This window comes from Tabrizicola sp. (genome assembly GCF_030373185.1).
Taxonomy (GTDB): Bacteria; Pseudomonadota; Alphaproteobacteria; order Rhodobacterales; family Rhodobacteraceae; genus Tabrizicola.
The window spans coordinates 177,642-190,103 of sequence record NZ_JAUCZH010000008.1 but is presented as its reverse complement, the minus strand read 5'-3'; the positions used below and the strand labels follow the sequence as shown (position 1 = coordinate 190,103).

Sequence of the window (12,462 nt, the reverse complement as noted above, 5' to 3'; positions counted from 1 at the left end):
GACACCCCCGACCACAAGAGGAATTCAACACCCCGCGGGCGGCCGGATCAGGCCAGCCGCGGGGTGTCTTTCCCTTCACGGTCATCGGCGTCCCCGCCTGTACCGCACGGCCAGTATGGGCCGATTGGGGTAAACGCCTGATTAACCCTGGCGGCTTTCTCTTCTTGAAATATCCTCGGGGGGCAGGCCCGGAACGGGCCGCGGGGGGCAGACGGCCCCCCGTTGCGACGGCAATTCAAGGCACATACTTCCGCCAGTCATGTTCTTCCTTGAAGCCAAGAACCTCACGGATCTTGCGGTTGGACAAAAGCCCTTCATGCGCGCCTACCGATCTGCTCAAGGGGACTTTCGGGAAGAACTGCGGCAACAACTCCGAATTTGGTTGCGGCACGGCGTTGGTGTCATTGACCGCATTGAAGACCTGAAACCCAAGGCCGTCCTTTTGCAGACAGAGATCCACGATCTGCCCCAGATCACGGGCGTCGATGTAGCTGAAGGTGATCCTCCGCCTCAGGCCCGGATCCGTGGCCAGCGGCGGAAACAGCGTTGCATATTCATGTGGCTCGATCACATTTCCGATCCGCAGCGCGTAGACATCCGCCCCGAAACGGCGCTGGAAGCCGCGGGCAGTGACCTCGTTCACCTTCTTTGACATGCCGTAGCTGTCCATCGGATCGATGTCATAGTCTTCTTCCAGCGGCAGCACCTTCGGATCCACCACCCCATCGCTGAAACAGACCCCATAGGTCGTCTCTGACGATGCGATGATGACCTTGCGAATCCCCATCTTCAGGGCCGCCTCAAGCACATTGTAGGTGCCAAGCACGTTGACCCGGTAAGTCTCGGTGTCCGGCGTCATCAGATGGCGCGGCACGGCGGCGAAATGCACCACCGCATCGAACAGTTGCGCGCCGGCCGCATTGTCCATCTCGTCATATCCGGCATGGGTCCGCATCGCGGAATAGACCTGTCCGGCATCGGTGATATCCCCGATCAGATCATGCACCCCGTCCAGCCCCAAAGGCACCCGGTCAAAGTTCAAGATCCTGTGCCCTTTGGCCGCAAGGTAAGCCAACACATGCTTTCCCGCCTTGCCCGACCCGCCCGTGAACAATATCCGCATCGCCGATCCTCCTGATTTCGCCAGATCCTACGCCCGCGGCCCAAACCCTTCCACCCCCCACATCTTGCGCCCCACCCCCCTTGGGTGATCTAATACCTGCGCATCCCAAGACGTGAGCCCCCCATGCCCAACGACCTCCTCTCCGGCGCGCAAACCTATGACGCCTCCTCGATCGAGGTGCTTGAGCCGCTGGAAGCCGTCCGCCTCCGCCCCGGAATGTATATCGGCGGCATCGACGAACGCGCCCTGCATCACCTTGTGGCCGAGATCCTCGACAACGCGATGGACGAGGCCGTCGCCGGCCACGCCACCCGGATCGAAGTCGAGCTCCATGAAAACAACACCGTCACCATCCGTGACAACGGCCGCGGCATCCCGGTCGATCCGCACCCCAAGTTCCCCGACAAATCCGCGCTGGAGGTGATCCTGACCACACTCCACTCCGGCGGCAAATTCGGCGGCGACGCCTATTCCACCTCGGGCGGCCTGCACGGTGTCGGCTCCTCCGTCGTAAACGCGCTTTCCGACCTGATGCGGGTCGAGGTCGCCCGCAACCGTGAGCTTTACACCCAGTCCTTCTCGCGCGGCATCCCGCAAGGCCCGATCGTCAAGGTCGGCCCCGCCCCGAACCGACGCGGCACCAGTGTGACCTTCCGTCCCGATCCCGACATCTTCGGCAGCCAGACCCTTAAACCCGCGCGCCTGCTCAAGATGGCCCGCTCCAAGGCCTACCTCTTCTCCGGCGTCGAAATCCGTTGGAAGTCCAGCCTAAGTGACGGCGAGACGCCACAAGAGGCGACCTTCCACTTCCCCGGCGGGCTGGCCGACTATCTGTCCGACACGCTTTTGAAAACAACCACCTACGCCGACCACCCCTTCGCCGGAAAGGTCGGCTTTCCGGAAAAATACAACGTCCCCGGCTCGGTCGAATGGGCGATCAACTGGACACCTGCCCGCGACGGCTTCATCCATTCCTACTGCAACACCGTCCCCACCCCCGAGGGCGGCACGCATGAGACCGGATTCTGGGCCGCGATCCTGAAAGGCATCCGCGCCTACGGCGAACGCGTCAAGAACCGCAAGGCCGACCTCATCACCCGCGACGACATGCTCACCGGGGGCTGCGCGCTGATCTCGGTCTTCATCCGCGAGCCGCAATTCGTCGGCCAGACCAAGGACCGCCTCGCCACCGAGGAAGCCGCCAAATACGTCGAAAACGCCGTGCGCGACCATTTCGACACCTGGCTTGCCGCCGATCCGAAATCCGCAGGTTCCATCCTCGATTTCCTCGTCCTGCGCGCCGAGGAACGCCTGAAGCGGCGTGAGGAAAAGGAAACCCAGCGCAAGACCGCCACCAAGAAGCTGCGCCTGCCCGGCAAATTGACCGACTGTTCGTCAAAAACCCGCGAAGGCACCGAATTGTTCATCGTCGAGGGTGACAGCGCCGGCGGTTCCGCCAAAGGTGCGCGGTCCCGTGAAACGCAGGCGCTTTTGCCGCTCAAGGGCAAGATCCTGAACGTGCTGGGTGCGGCGTCTTCCAAGCTGAACGACAACTCGGAAATCCGCGATATCTGCGAGGCGCTGGGGGTTTCCATGGGAACCCGCTTCAACGTCGAAGACCTGCGCTATGAAAAGATCATCATCATGACCGACGCCGACGTCGACGGCGCGCATATCGCTTCGCTCCTGATGACCTTCTTCTTCACCCAGATGCGCCCCCTGATCGACAAGGGCCACCTCTACCTCGCCTGCCCGCCGCTTTACCGCCTGACCCAAGGCGCGCGCCGGATGTATGTATCCGACGATGCCGAGAAAGAGGTCTGGCTCGCCAAGGGGTTGGGCGGCAAGGGCAAGATCGACGTCCAGCGCTTCAAGGGGCTGGGCGAGATGGACGCCAAGGATCTGAAAGACACCACGATGAACCCCGCGACGCGGAAGCTGATCCGGGTGAGCATCGACGAGGACGAACCGGGGGATACGTCTGACCTCGTGGAGCGGCTGATGGGCAAGAAGCCGGAATTGCGGTTTCAGTATATTCAGGAGAACGCGCGGTTTGTGGAGGAGTTGGATGTTTAGTCGTGGGGCAATCTGAGAAGATCTTCATTGATTTGTTGCGTTCACTCACGCGAGTAGAACCTCGCACATTTCCCTGGCTTATAAATAAATTCGGGGCTGATGACATACCGATCAAGAATGTCTTTTCCGCGCTTAATGGGGATCTTCAAGGCCTTGCAGGCAAAAAGGAAATGAAATTGAGACCGGATGCATTTCTTCCAGATTTGAACTGCCTTATTGAATTCGATGAGGTGCAACACTTTACTTCTCAAAGAGAAATTGCACTATCTCTTTATCCTGACGGGCTTAGTTTTGGATATGAGCGGGACTCATACATTTCTCTGTGCAAAAGGTATGGGACCATAGCTGCGAAAAAAGGCGCGGCAGGCTACCGCAGACCTACAGCAGAGTTTCCTTTTGTAGGCGGGAGGCATTTCCAGAGAGCATTCTTCGATACGCTTCGCGACATCCTTCCTTTGCGCAATGGCCTTTCTCCAACAATCCGAATACCGGAATTTGAGATGTTGAATAAAGGCGCCTTAATGGAAAAGATCTCGCGACTAGTTCGCACATAGAGGTCGTGCTTGCACCCCGTCAGCTTTGCACCCCCGCGTCGCAAATTGCCTCCTCTCCCCCTCATAGGGATGGGGTGGGGGGGCTCCCGGCACAGCTGATTCGCCAAGGCTGGTTAACGCCCCGCCACTCCCCCGTGCGCAGAGACGGAAGAAAGACGCGTGCAAGACGGGAATAAGGTGCCGGACAACCCCGGCGGAAGGCCGATTACCCCAGCGTTCGCAAGGGCTTGGCCAAGTCAGCCAACCCGACCGCCTCCAACCCAGACCCCGCGCAGCGCGGCGGCGCGCCCCACCCGGGCCACGCGGATCACATCGGCGCGCAACCCGGGCCGCAGCGCGCCCCGGTCGGCAAGCCCGGTGGCGGTGGCCGGCGCGGTGGTGACTGTCGCCACCCCACGCGCGACATCGCCCCACAGGTCGCCCAGAAACAGCGCACCCGACAAAAGCGACGACGGCACATAATCCGAAGACAGAATATCCAGCAGCCCCGCCTCGGCCAGTTCCTTGGCGGCGACATTGCCGGAGTGGCTGCCACCGCGGATCAGGTTCGGCCCGCCCATCATCACCTTGATGCCATGCGCGCGGCAGGCCGCCGCCGCCTCTGTCGTAGTCGGAAACTCGGCAAAGTGGACACCGTGGCTGGCGCTGGTGGCCACCTGATCCGCCGTGGTGTCGTCATGGCTGGCCAAAACGGCCCCAAAACGGCGGGATTCGGCCACAACGGCCGCCTCATGCGCGTCACCCACCCGGTCACGCAGGGCCTTTTGCGTGGTCACATGGTCCGACCAGTCGGCCTCGGACAGGCCATATTTGCCGGTGTAGTATTCCTTGAGCTTCGAGATGTCGCGGAACTGGCGCTGACCGGGGGTATGGTCCATCAGGCTGACGATGCCGATCTGATCCTCGGGGCCGAACTTGGCAAGCTCGGCCACCAGCGTTTCAGAGCAGACCTCGGCCCGCAAATGCAGGAAGTGGCTGATCTTCAAGGCCCCATCGCGGCGCAGTTCCAGAATTTCGTCGGCCAGCGCCCGGGCGTATTCGCCGTAGCTGGTCTTGCCCGCCGCCACCAAGGATCCCACCCGCAGCGCGTCAAACACCGTGGTGATCCCGGTGCTGGCCAGTTCCGCGTCATGCGCCACGATGGCCGACTGATGCGGCCAGTTGACCTTGGGGCGCGGCTCGATATGGCGTTCGAGGTTGTCGGTGTGCAACTCCACCAGACCCGGCATCACCAGATCGCCGCCGCAATCAATGGCCCCCGGCGGGATCACGCCGCCTTCGGCGATGTCGGCAATGCGGCCTTCCGCCAGCCTGATCTGCCCGCGCAGAACCTCGCCTTCAAGGACCAGCGTGGCATTGGCTAGGATTGTCTCGGTCATCTTCCCATATCCTGTCTTGAAACTGGCCCGGAGGAGAGGCTGACTGCCATGGACCTGTCACACCCGTGTGACACGCACCCTGTAGGCCGCCGACCATGGACCAGATGAAACGCTACGCTGTCTATTTCGCCCCACGTCCCGGGGATTTCGCCGACCGGGCAAAGGCGTGGCTGTCGGGCGGCCAAGCGCTTCCCGGCCTGCCCCGGCCAGCGGCAGAGATCACCACCGATCCGCGCCGATACGGCTTTCACGGCACGATCCGCGCGCCATTCCGGCCCGGTGAAGGCGTGGATGAAGCCGCAATCGCAAACGCCGTTGCCGCCCTTGCCGCCCGGCTGGCACCCGTCCGCTGCGACGGGTTGGTGCTGGAGAACCTGCACGGATTTCTGGCCCTGACCCCAAGCGGTTGCGAGGCGGCGCTGCTGGAGCTTGGCGCGGCAGTCGTCGAAGCGACCAATCCCCTGCGCGCGCCGCTTGGCCCGGCTGAAATTGCGCGACGCCGGCCCGAAAGCCTGTCCTCGCGCCAGCGGGCGCTGCTGGACCTGTGGGGCTATCCCTATGTAATGGAAGAGTTTCGGTTCCACCTGACCCTGACCGACCGATTGCCCGAGGCAGAGGCTCTGCCGGTGCTGGTGGCCCTTCAGGCATATTTCGCCGACGCGCTGCCCCGCCCCTTCGTGATTAAGGATCTGTGCCTGTTCGGCGAAGATGCTGCGGGCGCTTTTCATCTTCTGCACCGCTACGCTCTGACCGGCTGAAGGGTGGCCAGAAGCCGGACAATGCCGGTTTCCAGCGCACCGTCATTGACCACCGTTTCCGCTGTGATCCCTGCGGGCAGGGTGAAGGCGACACGGGTCAGGCGTTGGCGGATGTCGGCCTCACTCTCACGTCCTCGGGCGGCTAGGCGTGCTGCAAGGATGGTGTCCGGCGCGGTTACAAGGATCACGCGAAGGTTGGGGAAGACCTGAACGGCCTGCGGCAAGGCGGCACGGCTGCCGTTGAAGATCACGCCGCCGGGGGCTGCAAGTTGCGCCTTCGGGATGCCGTAGGACAGGCCGTGCGCCTGCCAGTGCAGGGCAAATTCGCCACGCGACAGCCGGGTGGCGAAGTCGGTCTCGGTCACGCCCTCGAAATCCTCGCCGCCTGCCCCGGTTGGCCGGGTGATGACGCGGCGGATCAGTCGGAGGTCAGGGCGCAGCCGCAGCGCGCCTTCGATCAGCGTGTCCTTGCCTGCACCTGAGGGGCCGACGATGGCGAAGATCATGCGGCAGCCCCGGCTTTGATGTTTGGCGGCGTGAATCCCGTCACATCGACCAGACGGTCGCAGACGCGGGACCGCGCGCCTTCGTCGTGGAAGATGCCAAGGATGGCGGCACCGCGCGCCTTGGCCTCGTCGATCAGGGACAGGACGACCTCTCGGTTCGCCGCATCAAGACTGGCGGTGGGTTCGTCCAGCAAAAGCGCCGGGTAGGCATGGGCAAAGCCGCGCGCGATGTTGACACGCTGCTGTTCGCCCCCCGAAAAGGTGGTGGGCGACAGGGACCAGAGCCGTTCGGGGATGTTCAGGCGGGCGAGCAAGGTGGCGGCGCGGTCGCGGGCTTCGGTCAAGGGGGTACCAAGGGCCAGAAGTGGTTCCGCCACCACGTCCAGCGTCGGCACGCGCGGGACGACGCGGAGGAACTGGCTGACATAGCCAAGGGTTTCCCGGCGGAGCGCAATGATCTGGCGCGGTTGGGCGGTGGCGACGTCGGTTTCCCCAACCATGATGCTGCCCCCGGCGGCAAGGTAGTTGCCCCAGACCATCCGCATCAGAGTGGATTTGCCCGCGCCGGACTGGCCGGTCAGGCCGACACATTCGCCGGGGGCAATGGTCAGGCGCGCCCCCACCATGACCGGGATCGTGGCGCTGCCCTGATTGTGCATCGTGAAGGATTTCGACAGGTTTTCAATCCGGATCATGGGGTTACACCTGCAAGACAGAAGAGACGAGAAGTTGCGTATAGGCATGCTGCGGATCGTCCAGAACCTGATCGGTCAGGCCCTGTTCAACCACGCGGCCCGATTTCATCACCATCAGGCGGTGGGCCAGCAGCCGGACCACGGCAAGGTCATGCGTCACGATGATGACCGAAAGGCCAAGGTCACGCACCAGCCCACGCAAAAGGTCCAGAAGTCGGGCCTGAACGGACACATCAAGCCCGCCCGTGGGTTCATCCATGAACACGAGGCGCGGCGAGGTCACAAGGTTCCGCGCGATCTGGAGCCGCTGTTGCATGCCGCCGGAAAAGGCTGACGGTCGGTCGTCGATCCGGTCGCCCGCAATCTCCACCCGGCCCAGCCAGTCGGCGGCCTTGCCCCGGATGTCACCGTAGTGGCGCGCGCCCACGGCCATCAACCGTTCACCGACATTGCCACCGGCGCTGACCCCCATCCGCAACCCGTCGCGCGGGTTCTGGTGGACATAGGCCCAATCGGTGCGGCCAAGGCGGCGGCGTTCGGTTTCGGACATCGCGAGCACATCGCGGCCATCATAGGCGATGCGGCCAAGATCGGCGCGCTGATGTCCGGCGAGGCAGGACAGAAGCGTGGACTTGCCCGACCCGCTTTCGCCCACGATTCCCAGCACCTCGCCGGGGTAAAGATCAAAGCTGACATCAAGGCAGCCGATCCGGGGGCCGTAGCGCTTGGTCAGGCCCTCGACCTTGAGCAAGGGCTGATCGGGCGTCGCTGTTCCATGCGAAATTTCGGGATTTCTCGGGTGCAGGGTCATACCGGTTCTCCCAGCCGTCCGACATGGCCTTCGGCCCGGCGTCCAGCGCAGAAATCGGTGTCGGAACAGACGAACATCCGCCCACCCGCGTCATCGGTGATCACCTCATCCAGATAGCTGTCCTTCGCACCGCAAAGGTCGCAGTCATGCGGCGCTTTCGACGCCTGAAACGGGTGATCGTCGAAATCAAGGCTGACCACATCCGAATAGGGCGGCAGGGCGTAGATGCGCTGCTCACGCCCCGCGCCGAACAGCTGGATCGCAGGGCTTTGGCCAAGCTTGGGGTTGTCGAATTTCGGGATCGGCGAAGGGTCCATCACATAGCGCCCCTCGACCTTGACCGGATAGGCATAGCTGGTGGCAATCTCGCCATGTCGGGCGATGTCTTCGTAAAGCTTGACATGCATCAGCCCGTATTCCTCCAGCTCGTGCATCTTTCGCGTCTCGGTCTCGCGTGGTTCCAGAAAGCGCAGGGGTTCCGGGATCGGCACCTGATAGACAAGGATCTGACCCTCGGTCAGCGGCACCTCGGGGATGCGGTGGCGGGTCTGGATCACGGTCGCCTCGGCCGTGGCCTCGGTGGTGGCAACCCCTGCGGTGCGCTGGAAGAACTTGCGGATCGATACCGCGTTGGTGGTGTCATCAGCGCCCTGGTCGATGACCTTCAGCAGGTCTTCCGGCACAAGGCAGGCGGCCGTCACCTGGACGCCGCCCGTCCCCCAGCCATAAGGCATCGGCATCTCGCGGCTGGCAAAGGGAACCTGATAACCCGGCACCGCAATGCCCTTCAGGATCGCGCGGCGGATCATGCGCTTGGTCTGTTCGTCTAGGTAGGCGAAGTTGTAAGCCTGATCGGTCATTCCGCGGCCTCCTGCATTGCCTGCGCCTCGGCCCGCAGTCGCCGGACCAGTTCCAGCTCGGCCTGAAAATCAACGTAGTGCGGTAGTTTGATATGTTCCAGAAACCCGGTCGCCTGGATGTTGTCACAGTGGTAAAGCACGAATTCCTCATCCTGCGCCGGGGCGCCGGTGAAGTCCTCGCCAAGCTCTTTCCAGCGCAGCGACCGGTCGACAAGGCTCATCGCGATGGACTTGCGTTCGCTTTGGCCGAAGACCAGCCCATAGCCGCGCGTGAACTGCGGCGGCTCGGTCCGGCTGCCCTTGAACTGGTTCACGGTCTCACATTCGGTCAGTTCGACCTCGCCGATCTCCACAGCGAAACCAAGCTCGGGGATGTCGACCTCCACCGCGACGGTGCCGATCCGCAATTCACCCACGAAAGCATGGGTGCGCCCGTAGCCGCGCTGGGTGGAATAAGCCATCGACAGGATGAACCCCTCATCCCCACGGGTGATCGCCTGAAGGCGCAGCGACCGGTCGGCCGGCAGTTCCAGGGGCTCACGCGTCAGGTCAGGCGGTGTGGTGTCGGACGGCGGCGCGGTTTCGATCAGCCCGTCCCGGTTCAGAAAGCTGGTCACATGCGGCATCGGGCCAGGAGTGGCGGGAGCGCTGGCGCCGGAAGGCACTTCGGACCCTTCGGCCATCAGGGCAAAGTCCAAGAGGCGGTGAGTGTAGTCAAAGGTCGACCCCAGCACCTGCCCCCCAGGCAAGTCCTTGAACGTGGCCGAGATCCGGCGGTCGACTGTCATGGCCCCTGTATCCACCGGGTTCGATCCCGCAAGACGTGGCAGCGTCGTCCGGTAGGCCCGGATCAGGAAGATCGCCTCGATCAGATCGCCGCGCGCCTGCTTGATGGCAAGGGCGGCAAGGTCCGGATCATAAAGCGAGCCTTCGGCCATGACCCGGTTCACCGCCAGAGTCATCTGTCCGCGGATCTGCGCAATGGTCAGCTCTGGCACGGCGGGATCACCCCGGCGTTCTTCGGCCAACCAGGCATGGGCATTGTCGATGGCGCGTTCGCCACCCTTGACGGCGACATACATCAGATATTCTCCACTCGGGTGGATCTTGGCAGACCGGCCAGCCGGTCGCCGCAGGTGAAGAGGCAGTCATAGCCCAGCGGAAACAGCGCCCGATTGGCCCGGAAGGCTGCGGTTTCGGGTAGGGAAAGCCAGGTCGACAGCGCAATCCCCGGGCCGGACAGGGCCGGGCCGTGGTTCGTCAGCCGGTCAAGCTCCACGATCAGCGTGGCGGACCGGTCGGGATAATCCGGCTGGCCGATCCTGAACCGGGCAACCGGTTGCAGCGCGTCCCAGGTGCCAAGGGCGAAGTCCGCCTCTTCGGCCGCAACCAGCGGGGCGCCGATGTGGAAAGCCACCCAGTCGCGCACCGGCTGGCAATCGGCCGCCCCGGCCAGGTGCAGCGGCGTGGTCGGATCGGTCAGCGTCAGAAGCGCCACACCGGCGGCAATGGACAGGGGTGCCGGCGGCGCGGCCCCGGTGACCGTGCGGATCAGGCCGGGCCGGGCCAGCACCTCCAGGATTTCGCGGAAGGCACGGGCAGATTGCATCGGGGCTTCGGTGAAGCCGCCGGAAAGGGTGTCGCCGGAGATCGTGGCTGTCATTGGTCTTCCCCCCTGACCATGGTGAAGAAATCGACCTTGGTTGCGGCGGCCCTTTCGGCCCGCTGGCTGCGGGCAGCGGCGGCCTCGCCAGCAAGGGGGGCGATGATATGCGCCCGCATCGCCGCTGCGGCACCGGTCTGCATCAGCGCATCGACAATCGCCGCGCGCCGGGCGTGCGCCTTGTCGCGGCCCTGCACCCAGGCATGCCCGACCGCGCCGTCTTCCAGCCGGACAGAACAGCGGGTGACGGTCATTTCCCCCAGATTGAACGGCGCACCGGTCGCGCTGACCCGCCCCCGGACCATGACCGCCCCCGTCTCGGGGTTGCGCAAAGTCGTGTGGGGCGGCAGGTCGGGCATCAGCGCGGCAAGCCTTGCGGGCGCCGCCTTGGCGAGAACGGCCATCCAGTCCTTGCGGGCAATGGGGGAAGCATCGGTCATCGGTCTACACTTCTTTTCGGGTTGTCTAGTCGTCTATACAACTATACAAATCATAGCGTCTCTGGTCGGTTTGGCCAATCGGAGAGTTGTGAATTTTTCATGACGGGGAACAGCTTGACCAAAACCGCCCTCTGGACAACGATCGCAGCGACACTGACGGCAGAGATCGCCGAGGGGCTTTATCGTCCGGGTGACAAGTTGCCGACCGAGGCGGCGCTGGCCGCGCGCTTCGGGGTGAACCGGCATACCGTCCGACACGCATTTGCGGCCTTGGCCGAGGGTGGGGTGGTGCATTCGCGACGGGGGTCGGGCGTCTATGTGACCGCGCGGCCGACAGAATACCGGCTGGGGCGGCGGGTCCGGTTTCACCAGAACGTTCTTGCGGCGGGCCAGACCCCGTCGCGCCGGATCACCCGGGCCGAAACCCGCCCCGCCGCCCCGCGCGAGGCAGAGGCGCTGCGACTGGCGGACGGGGCAATGGTTCATGTCGTCGAGGGGGTTTCGCTGGCCGACGGCCAGCCGCTTGGAGCCTTCCAGTCAATCTTTCCAGCGGAACGGGTGCCGGGCCTGCTGACGGCGATCGATGCCGAGGCTTCCGTCACCGCCGCCCTTCGGGCCTGCGGGGTGACAGACTACACCCGGGCCGAAACGCGGCTGACCGCCAAGCTGGCGGACCCGGTGCTGGCGCTGGCCTTGCAGGTCCAGCCCGGGGCGCCGGTGCTGCGCAGCGTGGCGGTCAACCTCGACGGCGGGGGGGTACCGGTGGAATATGGGACGACATGGTTTGCCGGGGACCGGATCACGTTGACGGTTAATCTGGATTAGGCAGCCGGATCAGTAAGCCGGACTAGGCGCCATGCTTTTCAAGGAAGGCTTCGGCACTGAGGCTGCGGAAATCCTCAAGGGCCGTCCGCAGGCGCGCATGGTCCCAGTTCCACCAGGAGAGCGCCAGAAGACGGTCAATGACCGGTTGCGAAAAGCGGGCGCGGATCGGTTGCGCCGGACAACCTGCCACGATCATGAAGGGGGATACGTCCTTGGTCACCACCGCGCCAGCGGCCACGATGGCCCCGATGCCGACCGTGATTTCAGGCTTGATGATCGCGCCATGACCGATCCAGCAGTCAGCCCCAAGGACGGTGCGGCGGGCGGCGCGGGCCGCGAAAAAAGCGGGGTCGTCGCTGGCATCATCCCAATAGTAGCTGGACCGGTACAGGAAATGGTGCTGGGCCGCATGGGTGAAGGGGTGGTCGGTCGGCCCGATACGGGTCATTGCGGCGATGTTGGAGAAACGGCCCACGGTCGTGTTCGCGATGTCGGCAAAACGGTCGCAATAGGCATAGGCCTCAAAGGTGGAGTTGAGGATGCGGGCGCCCTCGCCCACCTCGGTCCAGGCTTCGAAATGCGACGCGGCGACATGGGCAGTGGGGTGAATGATCGCCCCATGCGGTGACAGGCGTGTCCCGGGTCGGGCGGGCTGATCCGTTTTCGGCTCATCAATCGGCTGGTTCAGAGCATTCATCGTCAACTTGCCTTCTGGTCTGGCCGCCCGGGCGCGGCGATCTGGGCGCGGCGATCTGGGCGAGGTGATCTGGGC

General features: G+C 63.9%; 14 protein-coding genes. 4 read left to right on the top strand and 10 right to left on the bottom strand.

The annotated features are described in order from the left end of the window. Positions 1-235: 235 nt before the first annotated feature. Positions 236-1,123, bottom strand: coding sequence for an NAD(P)-dependent oxidoreductase (locus QUV21_RS16120; protein WP_300856291.1), 888 nt, complete (start codon positions 1,121-1,123; stop codon positions 236-238). 123 nt (positions 1,124-1,246) lie between these two features. Here QUV21_RS16120 and parE point away from each other — a divergent pair, with 123 nt between their 5' ends. Further along, positions 1,247-3,199 carry a DNA topoisomerase IV subunit B gene (gene parE / locus QUV21_RS16115; protein ID WP_300856289.1) on the top strand — a complete coding sequence of 651 codons (1,953 nt, stop codon included), beginning with the start codon at positions 1,247-1,249 and terminating at the stop codon, positions 3,197-3,199. A gap of 2 nt (positions 3,200-3,201) precedes the next feature. Next, positions 3,202-3,753, top strand: coding sequence for a hypothetical protein (locus QUV21_RS16110; RefSeq protein ID WP_300856288.1), 552 nt, complete (start codon positions 3,202-3,204; stop codon positions 3,751-3,753). A gap of 236 nt (positions 3,754-3,989) precedes the next feature. Here QUV21_RS16110 and QUV21_RS16105 read toward each other — a convergent pair whose 3' ends face one another. Further along, complete coding sequence (locus QUV21_RS16105; RefSeq protein ID WP_300856286.1) at positions 3,990-5,132, bottom strand: alpha-D-ribose 1-methylphosphonate 5-triphosphate diphosphatase; 1,143 nt, start codon at positions 5,130-5,132, stop codon at positions 3,990-3,992. 95 nt (positions 5,133-5,227) lie between these two features. On the opposite strand from QUV21_RS16105, the gene QUV21_RS16100 reads away from it, so the two are divergent. After that, positions 5,228-5,890: a DUF1045 domain-containing protein gene (locus QUV21_RS16100; RefSeq protein WP_300856284.1), complete on the top strand. Its 663-nt coding sequence runs from the start codon at positions 5,228-5,230 to the stop codon at positions 5,888-5,890. On the opposite strand, the gene phnN is transcribed toward QUV21_RS16100, so the two are convergent. Genes phnN through phnG form a run of 7 tightly spaced genes read right to left on the bottom strand, consistent with a single transcriptional unit; the run spans position 5,872 to position 10,865 of the window. Next, positions 5,872-6,396, bottom strand: a complete 525-nt coding sequence (gene phnN / locus QUV21_RS16095; protein WP_300856283.1) for a phosphonate metabolism protein/1,5-bisphosphokinase (PRPP-forming) PhnN — start codon at positions 6,394-6,396, stop codon at positions 5,872-5,874. The two genes, QUV21_RS16100 and phnN, sit on opposite strands and share 19 nt — an antisense overlap. Next, the gene (phnL, locus tag QUV21_RS16090; RefSeq protein ID WP_300856282.1) at positions 6,393-7,091 is read right to left on the bottom strand and encodes a phosphonate C-P lyase system protein PhnL; all 699 of its coding nucleotides are present in this window, start codon (positions 7,089-7,091) and stop codon (positions 6,393-6,395) included. Before phnL ends, phnN begins: the two co-directional genes overlap by 4 nt. 4 nt (positions 7,092-7,095) lie before the next feature. Next, the gene (phnK, locus tag QUV21_RS16085) at positions 7,096-7,902 is read right to left on the bottom strand and encodes a phosphonate C-P lyase system protein PhnK (RefSeq protein WP_300856280.1); all 807 of its coding nucleotides are present in this window, start codon (positions 7,900-7,902) and stop codon (positions 7,096-7,098) included. Continuing rightward, positions 7,899-8,762: an alpha-D-ribose 1-methylphosphonate 5-phosphate C-P-lyase PhnJ gene (locus tag QUV21_RS16080; protein WP_300856279.1), complete on the bottom strand. Its 864-nt coding sequence runs from the start codon at positions 8,760-8,762 to the stop codon at positions 7,899-7,901. The genes phnK and QUV21_RS16080 overlap by 4 nt, the downstream gene beginning before the upstream one ends. Continuing rightward, positions 8,759-9,844: a carbon-phosphorus lyase complex subunit PhnI gene (locus QUV21_RS16075; RefSeq protein ID WP_300856278.1), complete on the bottom strand. Its 1,086-nt coding sequence runs from the start codon at positions 9,842-9,844 to the stop codon at positions 8,759-8,761. Before QUV21_RS16075 ends, QUV21_RS16080 begins: the two co-directional genes overlap by 4 nt. Further along, complete coding sequence (phnH, locus tag QUV21_RS16070) at positions 9,844-10,425, bottom strand: phosphonate C-P lyase system protein PhnH (RefSeq protein WP_300856277.1); 582 nt, start codon at positions 10,423-10,425, stop codon at positions 9,844-9,846. Before phnH ends, QUV21_RS16075 begins: the two co-directional genes overlap by 1 nt. Further along, complete coding sequence (gene phnG / locus QUV21_RS16065) at positions 10,422-10,865, bottom strand: phosphonate C-P lyase system protein PhnG (RefSeq protein ID WP_300856276.1); 444 nt, start codon at positions 10,863-10,865, stop codon at positions 10,422-10,424. Before phnG ends, phnH begins: the two co-directional genes overlap by 4 nt. A gap of 114 nt (positions 10,866-10,979) precedes the next feature. Between phnG and phnF the strand changes: the two genes are divergently transcribed. Continuing rightward, a complete protein-coding gene (gene phnF / locus QUV21_RS16060; protein WP_300856275.1) occupies positions 10,980-11,690 on the top strand; it encodes a phosphonate metabolism transcriptional regulator PhnF in 711 nt (236 codons plus the stop codon). A 22-nt stretch (positions 11,691-11,712) separates the two neighbouring features. Here phnF and QUV21_RS16055 read toward each other — a convergent pair whose 3' ends face one another. Beyond that, positions 11,713-12,393 carry a chloramphenicol acetyltransferase gene (locus QUV21_RS16055; protein WP_300856274.1) on the bottom strand — a complete coding sequence of 227 codons (681 nt, stop codon included), beginning with the start codon at positions 12,391-12,393 and terminating at the stop codon, positions 11,713-11,715. Positions 12,394-12,462 lie beyond the last annotated feature (69 nt).

Excerpts from the sequence above, each read along its gene's own strand:
- QUV21_RS16105 (WP_300856286.1), bottom strand. The coding sequence starts at position 5,132 with ATGACCGAGACAATCCTAGCCAATGCCACGCTGGTCCTTGAAGGCGAG.
- QUV21_RS16100 (WP_300856284.1), top strand. The coding sequence starts at position 5,228 with ATGGACCAGATGAAACGCTACGCTGTCTATTTCGCCCCACGTCCCGGG.
- phnL (WP_300856282.1), bottom strand. The coding sequence starts at position 7,091 with ATGATCCGGATTGAAAACCTGTCGAAATCCTTCACGATGCACAATCAG.
- QUV21_RS16080 (WP_300856279.1), bottom strand. The coding sequence starts at position 8,762 with ATGACCGATCAGGCTTACAACTTCGCCTACCTAGACGAACAGACCAAG.
- phnN (WP_300856283.1), bottom strand. The coding sequence starts at position 6,396 with ATGATCTTCGCCATCGTCGGCCCCTCAGGTGCAGGCAAGGACACGCTG.
- QUV21_RS16120 (WP_300856291.1), bottom strand. The coding sequence starts at position 1,123 with ATGCGGATATTGTTCACGGGCGGGTCGGGCAAGGCGGGAAAGCATGTG.
- phnH (WP_300856277.1), bottom strand. The coding sequence starts at position 10,425 with ATGACAGCCACGATCTCCGGCGACACCCTTTCCGGCGGCTTCACCGAA.
- phnG (WP_300856276.1), bottom strand. The coding sequence starts at position 10,865 with ATGACCGATGCTTCCCCCATTGCCCGCAAGGACTGGATGGCCGTTCTC.
- parE (WP_300856289.1), top strand. The coding sequence starts at position 1,247 with ATGCCCAACGACCTCCTCTCCGGCGCGCAAACCTATGACGCCTCCTCG.
- phnK (WP_300856280.1), bottom strand. The coding sequence starts at position 7,902 with ATGACCCTGCACCCGAGAAATCCCGAAATTTCGCATGGAACAGCGACG.
- QUV21_RS16075 (WP_300856278.1), bottom strand. The coding sequence starts at position 9,844 with ATGTATGTCGCCGTCAAGGGTGGCGAACGCGCCATCGACAATGCCCAT.